This window comes from Bacillus halotolerans, assembly GCF_001517105.1.
GTDB lineage: Bacteria > Bacillota > Bacilli > Bacillales > Bacillaceae > Bacillus > Bacillus halotolerans.
In genome coordinates, this window is sequence record NZ_LPVF01000008.1 from 716878 (window position 1) to 733480 (window position 16603).

At 43.7% G+C, this 16603-nt stretch carries 17 protein-coding genes; 5 read left to right on the top strand and 12 right to left on the bottom strand.

The features are described 5' to 3' along the window. Positions 1–27: 27 nt before the first annotated feature. From AU387_RS06115 to AU387_RS06130, 4 genes are all read right to left on the bottom strand, one after another. Entirely contained in the window at positions 28–1029 is a 1002-nt protein-coding gene (locus AU387_RS06115; protein ID WP_059335196.1) for an LLM class flavin-dependent oxidoreductase, read from the bottom strand. Positions 1030–1207: 178 nt separating this feature from the next. Then, positions 1208–1957 (bottom strand): oxygen-insensitive NADPH nitroreductase, encoded by a 750-nt coding sequence (gene nfsA / locus AU387_RS06120; protein WP_044159920.1) that lies wholly within the window; start codon positions 1955–1957, stop codon positions 1208–1210. Between the two features lie 102 nt (positions 1958–2059). Next, positions 2060–3238, bottom strand: a complete 1179-nt coding sequence (gene rodA, locus AU387_RS06125; RefSeq protein ID WP_044159921.1) for a cell shape-determining peptidoglycan glycosyltransferase RodA — start codon at positions 3236–3238, stop codon at positions 2060–2062. Between the two features lie 212 nt (positions 3239–3450). Then, positions 3451–4596, bottom strand: coding sequence for a GNAT family N-acetyltransferase (locus tag AU387_RS06130; RefSeq protein ID WP_059335197.1), 1146 nt, complete (start codon positions 4594–4596; stop codon positions 3451–3453). A 229-nt stretch (positions 4597–4825) separates the two neighbouring features. Here AU387_RS06130 and ywcE point away from each other — a divergent pair, with 229 nt between their 5' ends. Continuing rightward, positions 4826–5092, top strand: a complete 267-nt coding sequence (gene ywcE / locus AU387_RS06135) for a spore morphogenesis/germination protein YwcE (protein WP_081638379.1) — start codon at positions 4826–4828, stop codon at positions 5090–5092. A 39-nt stretch (positions 5093–5131) separates the two neighbouring features. Here the strand turns inward: ywcE and qoxD are convergent, their stop codons facing one another. Genes qoxD through qoxA form a run of 4 tightly spaced genes read right to left on the bottom strand, consistent with a single transcriptional unit; the run spans position 5132 to position 9078 of the window. Continuing rightward, a complete protein-coding gene (gene qoxD, locus AU387_RS06140; protein WP_044159923.1) occupies positions 5132–5506 on the bottom strand; it encodes a cytochrome aa3 quinol oxidase subunit IV in 375 nt (124 codons plus the stop codon). 1 nt (position 5507) lies between these two features. Continuing rightward, positions 5508–6122 (bottom strand): cytochrome aa3 quinol oxidase subunit III, encoded by a 615-nt coding sequence (qoxC, locus tag AU387_RS06145; protein ID WP_003236031.1) that lies wholly within the window; start codon positions 6120–6122, stop codon positions 5508–5510. A 13-nt stretch (positions 6123–6135) separates the two neighbouring features. Beyond that, complete coding sequence (qoxB, locus tag AU387_RS06150) at positions 6136–8085, bottom strand: cytochrome aa3 quinol oxidase subunit I (protein WP_010332354.1); 1950 nt, start codon at positions 8083–8085, stop codon at positions 6136–6138. 27 nt (positions 8086–8112) lie between these two features. After that, entirely contained in the window at positions 8113–9078 is a 966-nt protein-coding gene (gene qoxA, locus AU387_RS06155; protein ID WP_081638380.1) for a cytochrome aa3 quinol oxidase subunit II, read from the bottom strand. A 517-nt stretch (positions 9079–9595) separates the two neighbouring features. Here qoxA and AU387_RS06160 point away from each other — a divergent pair. Continuing rightward, on the top strand, positions 9596–9841 hold the full coding sequence (locus AU387_RS06160) for a GlsB/YeaQ/YmgE family stress response membrane protein (RefSeq protein WP_010332356.1): 246 nt from the start codon (positions 9596–9598) through the stop codon (positions 9839–9841). Positions 9842–9903: 62 nt separating this feature from the next. Here AU387_RS06160 and galT read toward each other — a convergent pair whose 3' ends face one another. From galT to AU387_RS06180, 4 genes are all read right to left on the bottom strand, one after another. Further along, on the bottom strand, positions 9904–11445 hold the full coding sequence (galT, locus tag AU387_RS06165) for a UDP-glucose--hexose-1-phosphate uridylyltransferase (RefSeq protein ID WP_059335198.1): 1542 nt from the start codon (positions 11443–11445) through the stop codon (positions 9904–9906). 3 nt (positions 11446–11448) lie between these two features. Beyond that, the gene (locus tag AU387_RS06170) at positions 11449–12621 is read right to left on the bottom strand and encodes a galactokinase (RefSeq protein WP_044159926.1); all 1173 of its coding nucleotides are present in this window, start codon (positions 12619–12621) and stop codon (positions 11449–11451) included. Between the two features lie 82 nt (positions 12622–12703). Continuing rightward, complete coding sequence (locus AU387_RS06175; RefSeq protein WP_044159928.1) at positions 12704–13087, bottom strand: GtrA family protein; 384 nt, start codon at positions 13085–13087, stop codon at positions 12704–12706. Between the two features lie 17 nt (positions 13088–13104). Beyond that, complete coding sequence (locus AU387_RS06180; RefSeq protein WP_059335372.1) at positions 13105–13794, bottom strand: TetR/AcrR family transcriptional regulator; 690 nt, start codon at positions 13792–13794, stop codon at positions 13105–13107. Between the two features lie 334 nt (positions 13795–14128). On the opposite strand from AU387_RS06180, the gene slrA reads away from it, so the two are divergent. The 3 genes from slrA (at position 14129) to AU387_RS06195 (ending at position 16575) form a co-directional block, all read left to right on the top strand. Then, the gene (gene slrA, locus AU387_RS06185; protein WP_044159932.1) at positions 14129–14287 is read left to right on the top strand and encodes a transcriptional regulator SlrA; all 159 of its coding nucleotides are present in this window, start codon (positions 14129–14131) and stop codon (positions 14285–14287) included. A gap of 435 nt (positions 14288–14722) precedes the next feature. Continuing rightward, positions 14723–15037 (top strand): DUF485 domain-containing protein, encoded by a 315-nt coding sequence (locus AU387_RS06190; RefSeq protein ID WP_059335199.1) that lies wholly within the window; start codon positions 14723–14725, stop codon positions 15035–15037. Next, complete coding sequence (locus AU387_RS06195; RefSeq protein ID WP_059335200.1) at positions 15034–16575, top strand: solute symporter family protein; 1542 nt, start codon at positions 15034–15036, stop codon at positions 16573–16575. The genes AU387_RS06190 and AU387_RS06195 overlap by 4 nt, the downstream gene beginning before the upstream one ends. Positions 16576–16603: the final 28 nt, after the last annotated feature.

The following is a 16603-nucleotide window of genomic DNA, read 5'->3' on the forward strand; positions in this document are numbered from 1 at the left end:
GAGAAACATCGGCGGGGCTTTTTCAGATTAATTCGCAAATGCCTCCTTCAACAAGCGGTATGAATGGAGTTTATCTTCAAAATGATGTGTGATTGTCACCGCCATGATTTCTTCTGCTCCATACGCTTTGCTCAAAGCCAGCAGTTGCTCCTTCACCTGTTCTTTCGTACCGACAATCATTCGGTTTCTGTTATCAGCTATTCGTCTTTGTTCATAAGGAGAGTACGTATTTTGCCGGACAGCTTCATAATCAGGAACGCCTTCTAAAGGAATGCCCTGCTCACCCGCCAAGAGAGTAAAATCAAGCACTGCCCCCAGCTGCTCCGCTTTCTCTTCTGTATCCGCACATAGAACAAAAACAGCAACTGCCGCCCGAGGTGTTTCTCCTAACACAGACGGCTTAAATCGTCTCATATATTGTCTGACCGTATCCTCCCCGCCCTCGCCATTGATAAAATGGGCAAACATATAGCCGGCACCCGATTCAGCGGCGAGCAGCGCGCTTTCTCCAGATGAACCGAGCAGCCACACATCAGGCGCAGTTGAAATATGCGGTGCAGCCGTTAAATTAGGAAACCGGTGACTGTCATCCGCCAAATCATGCAAATACATCGTCAGCTCCTTGATTTGCTGCGGGTACTGATCGGCATTGCGTTTCCCGCCGTCATTCAGCGCCCAAGATGCAATCGGCATTCCTCCCGGCGCTCTGCCTAAGCCGAGATCAATTCTTCCCGGTGTCAGCCCCTCCAGCACACGGAAATTCTCAGCTACTTTATAGGCACTGTAGTGCGGCAGCATGACACCTCCTGATCCCACCCTGATCCGGTTCGTTTTCGCCGCAATGTGGCTGATCAGCACCTCTGGGCTGGACCCTGCCAGACGCTTTGAAAAGTGATGCTCTGAAACCCAAAATCTCTTATACCCAAGATCCTCAGCCGCCTGAGCAAGCTCAACAGTTTCCCGTAATGCCGTTTCTGCAGAGCTTCCCTCGGACACCGGAGATTGATCTAATATACTTAATGATAACATCCCTACCACCTCGTCCTCATCGTATCACTGATCCATTATTTTTTCTTCTAAGCCGCTCACACTGTTCATCAGTGTCCCCCGATCAATCGTCATTTATTTGTGTCAGCTTGTCTCTATTTGTCGGAATATGTTACACGTGAAACATAAAAACCTCTCCGCCAGCGGAGAGGTTTCACATTTAGTTCTTATTAAAGCCTTTTTTCTTCACATATTCATTTAAGTACGTACGCGGTTTCTGCTTCATAAAGTTCAGAATTTGGTCAGACCACGTTTCTACCCGCTGACCGTTTGTTCTTTCTCTATAATAATCAGAAATGGTTTTGTCATATGCACTCATATGTTCACGAAAATCATCGTCATTCACGTTATACGTATTTTCATGATATACAGCCTGCTTCGGCAATCTCGGTTTTTTGCCGGATAGGTTGGCAGGGTGTCCTACAGCCAGGCCAAAAAGCGGGAGCACATGGTCAGGCGTTTGCAGCACCTCTGTCACCTTGTCCAGTTCATTTCGAATGCCTCCGATATAACATATGCCAAGCCCCATTGATTCTGCGGCGATGCTCATATTTTGAGCCGCAAGCGCAGCATCAATTAAACTGACCATAAACATTTCCGTATTTTCCAGCAGCTCAGAAATATGTTCGCCTTTTTCTTCAGCCAGTTTTTGATGACGGTACAAGTCCGCACAAAACACAAAAAAGTGCCCGTTATTTTCTACATAAGGCTGATTCCCCGCAAGCACAGACAGCTCACGTTTTTTCTCAGGATCGGAAACACCGATAATCGAATAAGCCTGTACATAGCTGGATGTAGGCGCAGCCTGCGCGCTTTTCACTAATGTATCAATTTCCTCAGCTGTCAGAAGCTGATCAGTAAAAGATCGGATCGACCGATGGTTTAAAATGGTTTCAATTGTGTTGTTCATCACAAGGACCTCCTTATCTGTTTATCATATCCCAAAAAAAGTGAAGTCAAAAGTGAAATGCTCTGAAACAAAAAAGACAGCCCTTTAAAGACTGTCTGCATTTTATGAATTAAACAAATAACTTCTGTATCTCGTCAACTGGACACTCGCATTATACACAATCCCGAAGCCGATCAGCGTGGAAAGTGTAGAGCTTCCCCCGTAGCTGACAAACAGCAACGGAATCCCGGTAACAGGCATAATACCGATGTTCATTCCGATATTCTGGAATGTGTGAATCACTATTAACGCCGTATAGCCAACGCAAAAGAAAGAAGCGAAACGGTTAAACGGATGTATTTTATCAATCAGAACGACAAGCCTATAGATTAAGAAGAAGAACATGATGACGACAAAGGCACAGCCTAAAAATCCAAAGGATTCACCTATTATAGAGAAGATGAAGTCAGTTGTACTTTCTGGAACATAAACCTTTAAATCAGAAATGCCATTTCCTAAAATACCACCAGAACCTATAGCCATGATAGCTTGATCAACTTGCCACCCGCTATCATCATTCTGTGTGTCATTTGAATCAGAAACCCAAGAAGTAACCCTCTTAATTTGATACTCCTGTATTCCGACTGATTTAGCAGCGTCGGGAAAGTTTATCATTACTAATAAAATTAATGAAATGAGTAAGATACCTGAACCAGCAATGATTGTTATCAGTTTCCAATTGATCCCTGACATAAAAACCATTACAAGAACGATAAACATACATATTCCCGCAGTCCCAGCATCTTGCATCAGGATAAGACCAACAGGGATAACTGCGACACCCGCAATCTTTAATAAAAGGTGAACATCATCTCTAAGCGTCCGAACTCCTTTAGGGTTAGCTTTTCCGATGACTGACGCAATCATCATAATCAAACCAACCTTCATGAACTCTGACGGCTGTATGGTTATTCTCCCAAACCTAAACCAACTTTTTGCGCCTTTAATGACAGGTGCGATGGACTCAGGACTGATCTTAAGAATAATCAAAGATAAAATACCAATGATAAAAATATATAAACTTAATTTTTCAAGCTGTTCTAAATCAAAGTACAAAAGCACTGTGATCGCAATAGCACCCAAAAGATAAAACACAAGTTGCTGTATCCAATCTTTGTTTCCATACTGCCCAAATTGACCGGCAGCATAAATTGATACTACACTTATAATAAAAAACACACCAAATATAAAAATCAAATCCCCCTGATAAAAGGGGCTTTGCTGTTTCTTATATCGACTCATTCTATCCCGCCTTACATTTTCATCGGAAAATCACTAATGTTTATTATACATGAACCACGTTCAAGATGACACGTGAAGCTCGTTTCCTTTTTTGTTTTTTGCGCGCATTTGCGGCGCTTTTTCAGCTACACGAAATATGACGTATCATAAACCGAAATGTTTCGATTGACACAAAACTTTTCAAATGAAAAAACCCCCTTTGTAAAAAGGGGTTAAAAGAAATCCATTAGAAATGGAGACCTTGGCTGTAAAACGTCATCAAGCCTTTTAATTTCCGATAATGGTCCTTTGATCATGCCTGTTTCGTAAAGGAAACGAGCACTACGTGCGCCGAGGAAGAAGGCGGTTAAAGAAGATATGTTGCATTCTATTAGATGGCCAGACGAATCTTCGGGGATATTCTGCACCCGCTGAGAGTCAATGCGGAAGGTTTGTTGATTCCACGGGGCCCATTGATCCGTTACCTTAAAGTCAAAGGGTGCGGTTAACCGAGATTTTGGATACTCCCGCAAAAAACCTTCAACATCAACGATGCGCGCCATACTGTAAGGATATATCTCTTGTTTGATCCGGGGTTCGGCGGTTAAAAAATCAAGCTCTTCTTCCATTCGTACAGTCAATTCCACTTCATTCACCATCGAATCATGCTGGCAAATAAAATTCCACAAACCTCTCTGTGCTTCTCTGTTCAAATAGACAAATTCCACTACTCGCATCGTTTTGTTTTTGATGTCATACACAAGATATCCACAGGGTACTCCCTCTCCAGAGATATACACAGCCTTCATTCCATGGATCTTCTCTTTCCAATGCTCCTTTGAACGCTTCAACAACCCATTGTGCGTTTTTCTGTATTGATTGTAGATGGCATTCACTGTATCTGTTTCATCTTTTTGAATCCTTCTCATGTACCCTGGGGCGTCGTCTAGCTTTTGCAGCTGTCCTTTAAGATAGGTCAGACGTTTTTGATAGAAACAGAGCTCCCAGCCAAACTTGCGATAAAAAGAGATCAGGAATGGATGCAAAAAACTGATGGTTTGGTTTTCTTTCTTCATGATCGATAAAGCGTTTAGGATTAGCTCCTTTACGGTTCCTTTTCTTCTGTCTTCAGGCCAGGTTGCCACCCCGGCAATACCGCCCATCTTTATCTCCTGCTCCTCCAGCATGACAGAAAAGGGAACCATGTGAAGCTTAGAGAGGAGCTTCTCTTGTTCTTTGATTCCGATGATGTAATGGTTCTCTAAAGCTTTTACTTTCTCTTCTCGTTCCTCATCACTGAGTTCTTTCTGAAAAGCATATTCAGACATGCGAATCACTTCTCTCCAGTCTTCTCTTTCAAGCTTTATTACATCATACATCTACATCCCCCCTGTTTTAAAAAGAAAGCTCCGTACATTCTCCTATCATACGAACCTTTAAAAATAAGACGATAGTTCTAACACATTTTTACGAAATCACGTATCAATTTCTGGAAAACATGGTATAATAATTGTAACAAAATGTTCACAAAACAACCATAAAACAGACACAATTCATTTCCTCTACTTCATTTTTGTAAACGCTGTCACAAAATGAAAGGAGACGGGTATGATGGACATGTTTTTTGCTTATTTATTGGTTGCCAGTGCTACTCCCCTCTTTATTTGGCTCGATAACAAAAAAGTCGCACTCTCTGCTATTCCGCCAATTATTTTAATGTGGGTATTCTTCTTCTTTTACGCAACAGAAAGCCTTTCTCCACTCGGACACACTCTCATGATTATCCTGTTTGCCGTCAACGTCATTGTCGCTCATATCGCGGCCTTTATCATTTATGGCCTTCCTTACCTTCGCAGAAAGCGAAGCAGCAGCTGAAACAGCAAAAAACCCTCTTCTAACGAAGAGGGTTTTTGCTTATTCGTTGTGGCCTGAGTGCTCTGAGTGTTCAGCGCCTCCAGGAGGATTTCCGTCCATGTGGTCACCGTGATGATAGTGAGCCGCGAAAATCCAGATGGATCCAAGCACGATAACGATCGCGCCGAAGAATCCGAACAGCGTGTTTCCGACTTGGATACTGCCGTTTTCGCTCTCTGTCATATGCATGAACATGAGAAGCTGGAGCGCCGCCTGAATGAAGGCGAAGCCGAAAATGATCCAAAGTTTTGCTGATGAGCTCAAGTCAGTATACACTGCAACCCATAGAGCCAGCAGGGTCAAAACAATAGACAGTGCAAAACCTACAATGTGCTTCCATGGAAAGTGACTGTGTTCAGCAGATTTGTTTGCCATTTTACAGACCCCCCAATCCCATGAGATAGACACCTGTAAAGATGAAAATCCATACAACATCTAAGAAGTGCCAGTACAAGCTTGAGATAAAGATTTTAGATGAAGTTTGCGGAGTTAAGCCGCGTTTCTTCAACTGAATCAGAATTCCTGTAATCCAGAAAATACCGATTGTTACGTGAGTTCCGTGAGTTCCTAGTAAAACAAAGAATCCAGACCAGAACGCACTTGTACCGAGAGATGCTCCTTCATGTACATAGTGGACAAACTCGTTGATCTCACAACCGACGAAGCCGGCGCCGAGAAGAAGAGTAATAATTGTCCAAATGACTACGCCTTTTAAACTTCCGCGGCGCATTTCATGAACAGCGATCCCGCAGGTAAAGCTGCTGATAAGCAGCAAGAACGTCATAATCATTACCAGATTCACTTCAAACAGTTCGTCCGGTAAGACACCTCCTGCTGTTCTGTTTTGAAGAACGAAGAAGGTTGCAAATAGTGTTGAGAACAACACAATTTCTGCCCCTAAAAAGATCCAAAACCCGAGAATATTAAGTCTGCCGGTTTCAGATTGATATTCCATAGGCGCGTTAGAATTGCCGTGTTCTGCATGTTCCATAACTCACGCCTCCTTATTCGGAAATCTTTCTTTCCGTCTCTTTTATTTCATCAACACTAACGTAGTAGCCATTGTCGTATTCGAATGAACGCAGAACCATGCAGAGCAGGACTCCGATCAATCCGACTACGCCCATCCAGTACCATTCAAAGACAAGTCCAAAGCCGGCGATACCGAAGGCAACAGACATAAAGAACGGTCTGCCTGAGTTGCTTGGCATATGGATTTTCTTGAATTTGCTTTCAGGGTATAATTCAGTTTTTTCTTCCTTCATATGCAGGAATGCATCTTGAGACTTGACTTCAGGAAGCACCGCAAAGTTGTAGTGCGGCGGAATCGCAGATGAAGTCGCCCAATCAAGCGTACGTCCCACACCCCATGAATCTCCGCTGATTTCACGCGTAGAGTAACGGAAGCTGTAGTAGATGTTATAGCAAAGGATTAAGAATCCTACACCCATCATGAAAGCTCCGACTGTTGAGATAAAGTTCAATGTTGTCCAGCCGTCATTCGGTCCGTATGTGTAAATACGGCGAGGCATGCCTTGAAGCCCCAAGAAATATTGCGGGAAGAAACAAATATTGAACCCGATCATAAAGATCCAGAAGAACCATTTTCCGATTTTTTCGTTCAGTTTGTGGCCGAACATTTTTGGATACCAGAAAATAAATCCTGCGAAACAAGCAAATACAGTACCCGCGATCAGCACGTAGTGGAAGTGAGATACCAGGAAGTACGTATTATGGTATTGATAATCCGCTGCTGCCATCGCAAGCATAACCCCTGTAACCCCGCCGATAACGAAGTTAGGAATGAACGCAAGCGCCCACAGCATAGGCGTTGTAAAGCTGATTCGGCCTTTATACATGGTAAAGAGCCAGTTAAAGATTTTAACCCCGGTCGGAATCGAGATTGCCATTGTCGTAATTGAGAAGAATGAGTTAACGGACGCACTGTTCCCCATTGTGAAGAAGTGGTGAGTCCAAACTAAGAAACTCAATACGGAGATGGCGATAATAGAACCGACCATCGCTTTGTAACCAAACAGTTGTTTTCTTGCAAAGCTTGAGATAATTTCTGAGAAAATACCGAACGCCGGAAGAATAACGATATATACTTCAGGATGTCCCCAAATCCAGAACAGGTTGGCCCAAAGCATCGGCATACCGCCTGCTTCCAGTGTGAAAAAGTGAGCGCCGAACAAACGATCAAATGATAATAGTGCTAAAGCTACTGTAAGCACAGGGAAAGCAAACACGATAATAACCATTGTGATCAGTGTTGTCCAAGTGAACATTGGCATACGCATCAGTGTCATGCCTTTTGTTCTCATTTTTAAGATTGTGACCATAAAGTTGATCCCTGTCATCAGGGTACCGATACCGGCAATCTGAAGTCCGAGGAGGTAGTAGTTCTCACCCGGCCCAGGGCTCATGTCGTTACTTGCAAGCGGCATATAACTTGTCCAGCCTGCGTTCGGAGAACCTCCGATAACGAAAGAAATATTGAAAAGCATAGCCCCTACGAAGAACGTCCAGAAGCTCAGGTTGTTCAAGTAAGGAAATGCAACGTCGCGAGCACCGATTTGAAGAGGTACAACAACGTTAATAAGACCGATTAAAAACGGCATCGCCATGAAGATAATCATGATCGTACCGTGAGTCGTAAAAATTTCATTATAGTGGTTTGAGTCTAAAAAACTGTTATTCGGAAGCGCTAGCTGGGCACGCATCATCAAACCGTCGACACCGCCGCGGAATAACATAATTACAGCAGAGATAATATACATGATTCCGAGTTTTTTGTGGTCAACAGTTGTTATCCATTCAGACCAGAGCCATTTCCATTTCTTGAAGTAGGTAAGTACAACAATGATGGCGATGGTAGATAGTGCAATGGAAACTTGTGCGCCCAGAATTAATGGGTCACCTGTTACAAAAAATTCATCCCATTTAAATTTCATGCGGGCTTCCTCCTTTCCTGATCAATATCATTCTTCTGTATCATCAGACTTCTTAAATTCATTTTCCTTTACGTTTTCAAACGGATCTGTTTTAGAGTGCGGTGAAACGGCTTGATAGCCAAGGCGTTTGCGGGCCTCCATCGCGTATTCTGCGTCTTGTCCGTGATCAACGTATTTTAAGTGAGTAGAAGAGAACGTTAATTCGTCCACATTTTCAGGAAGCATCAATTGATCATACTTCTCTTTTGTCAGCTTAGGAGCCTCATTTTGAGTCTTTTTCACCCAGCTGTTAAAGTCTTTTTCTGTTACAGCATTCACATCAAACTCTTGGTCGGCAAAATGTTCGCCTGTGAAGTTCGCGTTGCGGCCTTCATAAGTTCCCACTTCATCAGCCTGTAAGTATTGATCCATCAGCATTCCTGCCATCGCGTATTTTTGTCCTCCAAGCTGAGGAATCCATAGCGATGCCATTGAATCTGCAGATGAGATTTTAAACAAGATTGGGCGGTCGACAGGAATGTTTAAGTAGTTGACCGTTTCAATATCCTGTTCAGGGTAGCTGAATACCCATTTCCAGTCTACCGAAGTAGCGTAAACAACAAGAGGCTCTTTATCCTTTGTTGCTTCAGGAGCTTTTTCTAACGAATATATCGTCTGTACGGTTGGCACAGAAAGTGCGATGACGATTAAAATTGGGATCACTGTCCAGACTACTTCTAAGAACGTGTTACCGTGAATTTCTGGGTTATAAGATCCATTATCTTTGCCTTTACGGTCGCGGTATTTTACTAAAATAATGGTAAATAGAACAAAGACGACCCCGACGATAAACAGCATAAATCCGATAGATAACAGGATTAAATCACTTTGCTGATCAGCCACAGGCCCTTTCGGATCTAGTACTGAGGCATTGCTGCATCCCCCAAGGACGAAAACCACAGTTAACAGCGCTAATACAAGTAACGGTTTTATTGCTCTGAACAAGAAGATCACCATCCTTCCTATTGATGTAATAAATCTGAAGTGCATACTTCCTCAAAATCTTTTCTCTACTTTGTTATGCTATCAAAAACTTCACTTATTAGCTTTATTTTTTTATAAACTTCAGCCCATTTTCGCTTAAATGTCATAAAATCGACAAAAATTGCTCCAACTTTATTCATATCTATCGCTTAAGATGAAAAGTTTCTAGTTATTTCCGCATATAAGTAAAGAAAGATGATGAAGAACTAATTCTACTGACAAATAAAGGTTTACCACAATAAAAAACCAAGGTCAATCAAAAATTTCATTTTGTTAAACTTTCTACAAGGGAATTAATTTTTCCTTGCCTAGCATCTTTTCACACGATTACCATTTTAACGCAACCAATATTGAAAGAAAAGGCTGAATAGAGCGGCGATATGCTCTGAACTGATCCCGCTTTTTTATTAGCACATTCAATTGTTTATCTTATACAAAAAGGAGGAATGATATAAGCAAATAAATTTAAAATAGGATGTGTTGCATGATGAGTTTCATAATTTCACTTATCGTCGCTATTATTATCGGATGGGTTGGCAGCCTGTTTGTAAAAGGAGATATGCCCGGAGGAATTATCGGGTCGATGATCGCAGGTCTTATCGGTGCCTGGATCGGCCACGGGCTGCTTGGAACATGGGGACCGCACCTTGCCGGATTTGCCATTATCCCGGCGATTATCGGTTCAGCCATTGTTGTATTTCTAGTAAGCCTCTTAGCAAGAAAAAGAGGATAAGAGCGACAGAGCCCAAAGCGTCACGTTTTGGGCTCTTTTTTCAATAGCAAAAAGCCTCTCCCTTAACGGTTGAGGCTTTTTACTTGTTTGACGCCTAAACAATGGATAAACCTGTTGAAGGCCTGTTTTCCTTCGGGTGTCTGTTTAAATACGCCGGCATGTTCAAGAATGCATGCGAATACATGACCAAGCTCTTCTTTTATAACCTGTTCCGCATTCCCTTTTGTTATGGTTCTTCTTTCCATCAGACGAAGAGCCCAATCCTTATGTTTAGCCGTCAGCTCATTTTCTTCTAATGCTGTTTTCGGATCAGCAGAGCACAGGGACGCTGCCGTTGCCTTCATTTCTTCCTGTAAACGGCCCGGCAATATCGCTAAGCCCATAACCTCAATCAGGCCGATATTTTCTTTTTTAATATGATGAACCTCCTGATGAGGATGGAAGATTCCTAATGGATGCTCCTCATCCGTCCGATTGTTTCTCAGCACGATGTCGAGTTCATATGAGCCTCCCCTGCGTCTTGCAATCGGTGTGACCGTATTATGCGGCGTATCCCCTGTGAAGGCGGCTATTCCGGCTTTTTCATCTGAATATTGCTGCCATGCACGGAATATATGGTCCGCTGCGTCAGCGACAATATGCGGATCGTCTCCCTGAAGCCTGAGCACAGACATCGGCCACTTCACTAAGCCCAGCGACACGCCTGGATGATCATTTAATTCATATACATCTTCCGCTTCTGCACGCGCCATCGGAAAATCGTGCGCCCCGCCTTGGAAATGGTCATGGCTTAGGATGCTGCCGCCGACAATCGGCAGGTCTGCGTTTGATCCGATAAAATAATGCGGATATTGCCCGAGGAATGAGAGCAGTCTTTCAAATGTCTTTTTGCTGATTTCCATCGGTTCATGCTCACCCTTTAAAACGATGCAATGCTCCGGATAATACACGTATGGCGAGAACTGCATATACCATTGCTCGTCTTTGAGAATAACAGGAATCATTCTGTGATTCTGCCGGGCCGGATGGTTCGCACTTCCCTCAAAGCCGACATTTTCCTTACAAAGCACACACGGCGGATAATTCGTCTGCGTCTGTTCTTTGGCTGCCGCAATCGCCTTCGGGTCCTTTTCAGGCTTTGACAGGTTAATTGTCATTTCCAGCTCGCCATATTCGGTCGGCACCGTCCAATGAACGTTTTTGGCGATTCTGTCAGACCTAATATAATAGACATCCTCTGCATACTGATAAAACTCTTTTGTCGCCTGTTTCGGTCCGTATAACGCCTTTGTCTCTTCAAACTTGCGGATGACCTCAGACGGAGGCGGGACAAAACAGCCCATCAGCTTTGCACTGAGCAAATCTCGATAGGTGTCTGTATTTGCTTCTATACGGCCGGCTTCTGCCGCCCACTTGTAAATGGGAGAAAGCAAGTCAGGAAGACGCTGGCTCTGCTTAATGAGTGTGCTTGAGACTGGCTGGGGATGTTTGATGTCCAGCGCTTCATAAAGTCGGTTTCTCGTGTATTCCTGATCCCAAATCGATATCAGTTTTCGTTCCAGCCCATACTCTATCAGCTGTTCCAGATGTTCAAAAATGCTCATGTGTCACTCCCCCTTTAGTTCTCTCGCTCCTTCACCAATATCAGCGACATAAAAATCCGCTTTCAGTCCTGTTTTTTCTTGATATTTGTCTCCAACCTTTTGGATAAAGTCATCAACAAATTCATCCTTTACAATACTGATCGTGCAGCCGCCGAAACCCGCTCCCGTCATTCTTGAGCCGATCACTCCTTCTTGCTCCCACGCTGCAAATACGAGTTCATCAAGTTCCGGGCATGTCACCTCATAATCATCCTTCAATGAAAGGTGGGATTCCTTCATTAAACGCCCAATTTCGTGAATATTGTTTTCTTTAAACATGTCGGCTGTCTTGATGGCGCGGTGGTTTTCATATACGGCATGCTTTGCGCGGCGTCTGTTCGTTTCATTTTGGATCAGGCCAGAGTGGGCGTCGAAGTCAGAAGGCTTGATGTCGCCAAGTGATGTAATGTCAAGATCCTTTTGCAGATCCAGCAATGCGTCGCTACACTCTTGGCGTCTCGCATTATAGCTTGAGTCCGCCAATGTCCTTTTTTTGTTCGTATTCGCAATAACCAGCGCAAGCCCGGAGACATCGAGTTTGCTATATTCATAGTCCAGTGTATCGCAGTTCAGGAGCATCGCATGATGTTCTTTCCCCATTCCGATTGCGAATTGATCCATAATTCCGCAATTGACACCGATAAATGTGTTTTCCGCATGCTGTGCCATTTTGACAAGCTCCAGCGCATCGAGTTGAGGATGAAAATAGCTTTGGAGCACGACCGCCATCAGCAGCTCAATGGAAGCGGAAGATGAAAGCCCTGCCCCGTTTGGAATATTCCCTGAAAACACGATGTCAAAGCCATGCGGAATCGAATAACCCCTTTGCTGAAATTCATATATGACGCCTTTCGGATAATTGGCCCAGTCATCTTCTTTTTGATAACGGATGCCGTCAAGACTGCATTCCTTTATGCCGGCTTCCTGAAAGTTGTCCGAATACAGTCTGACCAGCCCGTCTTTTCTTTCTGCAACAGCAGCATATGTACCCATGGTCAGCGCGCACGGAAACACGTGCCCGCCGTTATAATCCGTATGTTCTCCAATCAGATTCACTCTTCCCGGTGCGAAAAAAAACCGTAATCCCTCTTTCTCTCCGAATACACTTGCAAATATCCCCTTCAATTCTTCCCGCATGTGCATCACCTTTCATGGTTTTTATTTTTTGTTTCCCGGTCTTTCTGTAACGAAAACGGAAGATCATATGCTGCCGCCCTCGTCATACCCCTTCTTCTTTTGTCTTTTTAAAGACGAGCCATTTGCTTGCGGCATAGTTGACGACAACAATCACCGCATTGTCGAGTATTTTGGCCAGCGTTTCATTTGTATGGAACTGTCCGACAAGGATGATCATCATGCCAAGGTCTATGCCGAGAGACAGCACCCGAACGCTGAAAAAGGCAGTGAGCTCTTTCAGCAGGCTTTGCAGGTCATCTGTCTTCTGCTGAAACACATATACTTTATTTGTTATGTAAGCAAACAGAACAGACAAAATCCAAGCGGCAACTGTTGCAGCTTTATAATCCACATTCATGATCTCTACCAATATATAAAAACTGGCGATATTCACGATTGTCGTGAAAACCCCCATAATGATATACATAATCATTTCTCTATACTTCACTGATGTTCCTCGCTTTCTGAAAAACTTTTCGAATTTCTTAGCGTTGCATATTCGCGGTTAAAAGTAACAAAAACGGAAAGCGCGTCAAAAAAGCTGCGGAATGTGGCCGGATGGCCCAATACACGCGATTGTTTGATGATTCCGTCGAGCACCGCACATATTATTTTAGCCGTATATTCGGGATCAATACTGTCGTCAACCAGCTTTCTCTCCTTCAGCCAATGAATATATGACGTATTTTCTTCCACCCACAATTCGTATAGCCCCACATAAGCCTTGCATTTTTGGACAGCTTTAAAGGTCGGCATATTCATCGCAAACGAGGTGATGTCCCATGATGGTTTATTTTTGTAGTAAGAAAACAGCAGCTCTGCGGCATGTTTTGCAGCCTCATGCAGCGTCAGCGGCTTCACAGATGTCCGTTCGATTTCATCCAGGTAGCCGATGATAATCTGTTTTTTCATTTGATGATTTTCGAAGATATGCTGCAGGAAGTCTTCCATGTTGTCAAAATGAACATAAAATGCGCCTTTACTGTATCCGGCAGCTCTGCTGATTTCTTCCACAGACACAGAGTCATACGCTCGGTCAATCAATAAATTCAGGCCAGCCTCTATAAATTTTTCAAATGTTTGCTCTCTTTTAATTTGAAATTTGTTTTTTTCATATTTTTCTCCAGCCGGTATGATTACCCTTATCTTACACCGGATCAATCTTTTGCGGTATTTATTTCTTTCCAGAGGTATGCTATTCGGTTGTTAAGGGGTCATATTTAATAGGCAATAGGATTTATTTTCATTTACATACTATCCAGTCAGTATTTAATTGTTTATTATTATAAATAAGGTTCATTGGTTATATTAGTCATTTTTTTAGGGAATAGGTAGGTGATTTATCCTTCAGTTTGTGAACACCGAGCAACTATGTGTGAAATTTGTTGTACTCGCCTCATCATCGCACCGGCTTGTCTTTTATTGCCAGGATGTTGCAGGAAAACATTTTATACAATTGGAGGTTACTATGAAAACTCAAGTTAAAAAAGATTTGGACAAAGATTGGCATATGTTGATTCAAGAAGCTAGATCCATTGGGTTAGGCATTCATGATGTGAGGCAGTTTTTAGAATCTGAAACAGCGATGAGAAAAACCAATCACAAAAAAACCGTCCGTCAAGACTAATCCGGACAGGCGGATCTTTTACCTCTGGCTTTTCTATCATCTGATCTGAGTTTTCACCATTTCCTCTATTCGATAGCTTATTTACTGCGCCGATTTTGAGGACAAACGGTGTTTCAGCCTAAAATATGACAGACAGCTGGTGATGCGGTCACCTCTTGGCACATGCATTGTCATAAAGAGGTGATGCGAACATGAAACCGGACTTTAGAAAAAGGGCAGCTTTGCATAGGCTGCATTTGGTGAGGTTTTGAAAGCAAACTTGTTAATACGCGGCAGCTGGAAAACCTTCGCCCGTTTTATACCCTCGCGTCTTATCTTCACGTTTCCTGCTTTTTTCGTCCACTTTATGATCCTGAAGAATAAATCAGACGTTCTGTACATACCTATTGGTGTACCTTTATGCTTATTTTTCAACAGAATAAAAGGAGGAAAGCCATGTACAGATCGCAAGCTGATTACCAAAAGATTGCTGGGTCTCCATCTTTTCAAGCCTTTTTGAAGCAGAAACGGGCCTTTATTGTTCCAACTGCGATTTTCTTTTTTGTCTTTTATTTTTCACTCCCTGTTTTAACGTCTTATTTCACCTTTTTGAATACTCCGGCAGTCGGTGCTGTTTCATGGGCTTGGCTGTTTGCCATCGCTCAATTCGCTATGACCTGGACACTCAGTACGGTGTATTCCCGAAAGGCAGCTCGTTACGACCAATTTGTAAACGCTTTAAAAGAAGAGCTAAAGGGTGAACAGACATGAACCTGACAGCGTTTCTGTTATTTGTAGCGATTGTCGGACTGACGCTTGTGATTACGTATTTTGCCGCGAAACAGACGAAAACGACGAGTGAGTTTTATACGGCCGGCGGCGGGCTCACTGGTGTTCAGAATGGACTGGCAATTGCCGGCGACTACATGTCTGCCGCGTCGTTCCTCGGCATTGCCGGAATGATTGCGTTATATGGGTTCGACGGGTTTTTTTACAGCATCGGTTTTCTTGTCGCTTATCTCGTTGTCCTCTATATCGTGGCGGAGCCGCTTCGGAATCTCGGAAAGTATACGATGGCGGACATGATTGCGGCGCGTTTTAAAGAAAAGAAGATCCGCGGTGTCGCCGCTCTCAATACCATCGCCATCTCTACCTTTTATATGATCGCTCAGCTCGTGGGAGCAGGGGCGCTGATTAAACTGCTGCTTGGGCTCGATTATACCGCGGCCGTTCTGATTGTCGGAGTGCTCATGACCATTTATGTCGTGTTCGGCGGAATGATCGCGACGAGCTGGGTTCAGATTATTAAAGCCGTTTTGCTGATGGCCGGCACCCTCGTCATCTCAATCATTGTTTTTTCTAAATTCGGTTTTAACCTCAATACAATGTTTGAGCACATGAAAACGGCTACTCCGCTTGGCGCTGATTTTTTAAATCCAGGCAACAAATACAAGGTCCCGCTTGAAACCCTGTCGTTGAATTTGGCACTTGTGCTGGGGACCGCCGGCCTTCCGCACATCTTAATTCGCTTTTATACAGTTAAGGATGCCAAAACTGCCCGGGCATCGGTCGTTTCAGCAACGTGGATCATCGGTGTGTTTTACATTATGACGGTATTTCTCGGATTTGGCGCGGCCGCGTTTGTCGGTTTTGACGCGATTACAGCGGCCGATCCAGCGGGAAACATGGCGGCGCCGCTTCTGGCAAAAGCACTCGGAGGGGATTTCCTGTTCGCGTTTGTATCAGCCATCGCCTTTGCCACGATTTTGGCAGTGGTGACAGGCTTGGTGCTTTCTGCCGCTTCAGCGTTTGCCCATGATATCTATAGCCAGATTATCAGAAAAGGAGAAGCAACTGAGAAAGAACAGATGAAAGCGGCTAGATGGGCATCTGTTGCCGTGTCAGTGCTGTCTATCATTCTTGCGATTTTTGCACAATCCTTAAATGTCGCATTTCTTGTCGCATTGGCATTTGCCGTTGCCGCCAGCGCAAACCTTCCGCTGATTGTGTTTACTGTGTTTTGGAAAAGATTTAATGCCTCAGGCGCATTATGGGGCAGCCTGACTGGGCTGATCAGTGCTCTTGTCCTCGTGTCGATGAGCCCGAGTGTGTGGGACCCGGCCGGAGGTGCTATTTTTGTAGGCGAGCCGCTCATCCCGCTTTCTAATCCGGGCATCATTTCGATTCCGCTAGGTTTCCTTGGTGCGTGGCTTGGAACGCTTCTGTCTTCCGATAAAACTGCTCATGAAGATACATTTGCGGAAATACAGGTGAAGGCACATACCGGGATTCATATGGATCAGGATTAAAAAAGGCTCTCTAAACAGATTTTTGTTT

Bases quoted from the DNA above. Each gene is read 5' to 3' on its own strand.
- AU387_RS06115 (WP_059335196.1), bottom strand. From the start codon at position 1,029: ATGTTATCATTAAGTATATTAGATCAATCTCCGGTGTCCGAGGGAAGC.
- nfsA (WP_044159920.1), bottom strand. From the start codon at position 1,957: ATGAACAACACAATTGAAACCATTTTAAACCATCGGTCGATCCGATCT.
- rodA (WP_044159921.1), bottom strand. From the start codon at position 3,238: ATGAGTCGATATAAGAAACAGCAAAGCCCCTTTTATCAGGGGGATTTG.
- AU387_RS06130 (WP_059335197.1), bottom strand. From the start codon at position 4,596: ATGTATGATGTAATAAAGCTTGAAAGAGAAGACTGGAGAGAAGTGATT.
- ywcE (WP_081638379.1), top strand. From the start codon at position 4,826: ATGATGGACATGTTTTTTGCTTATTTATTGGTTGCCAGTGCTACTCCC.
- qoxD (WP_044159923.1), bottom strand. From the start codon at position 5,506: ATGGCAAACAAATCTGCTGAACACAGTCACTTTCCATGGAAGCACATT.
- qoxC (WP_003236031.1), bottom strand. From the start codon at position 6,122: ATGGAACATGCAGAACACGGCAATTCTAACGCGCCTATGGAATATCAA.
- qoxB (WP_010332354.1), bottom strand. From the start codon at position 8,085: ATGAAATTTAAATGGGATGAATTTTTTGTAACAGGTGACCCATTAATT.
- AU387_RS06160 (WP_010332356.1), top strand. From the start codon at position 9,596: ATGAGTTTCATAATTTCACTTATCGTCGCTATTATTATCGGATGGGTT.
- galT (WP_059335198.1), bottom strand. From the start codon at position 11,445: ATGAGCATTTTTGAACATCTGGAACAGCTGATAGAGTATGGGCTGGAA.
- AU387_RS06170 (WP_044159926.1), bottom strand. From the start codon at position 12,621: ATGCGGGAAGAATTGAAGGGGATATTTGCAAGTGTATTCGGAGAGAAA.
- AU387_RS06175 (WP_044159928.1), bottom strand. From the start codon at position 13,087: ATGTATATCATTATGGGGGTTTTCACGACAATCGTGAATATCGCCAGT.
- slrA (WP_044159932.1), top strand. From the start codon at position 14,129: ATGAAAACTCAAGTTAAAAAAGATTTGGACAAAGATTGGCATATGTTG.
- AU387_RS06190 (WP_059335199.1), top strand. From the start codon at position 14,723: ATGTACAGATCGCAAGCTGATTACCAAAAGATTGCTGGGTCTCCATCT.
- AU387_RS06195 (WP_059335200.1), top strand. From the start codon at position 15,034: ATGAACCTGACAGCGTTTCTGTTATTTGTAGCGATTGTCGGACTGACG.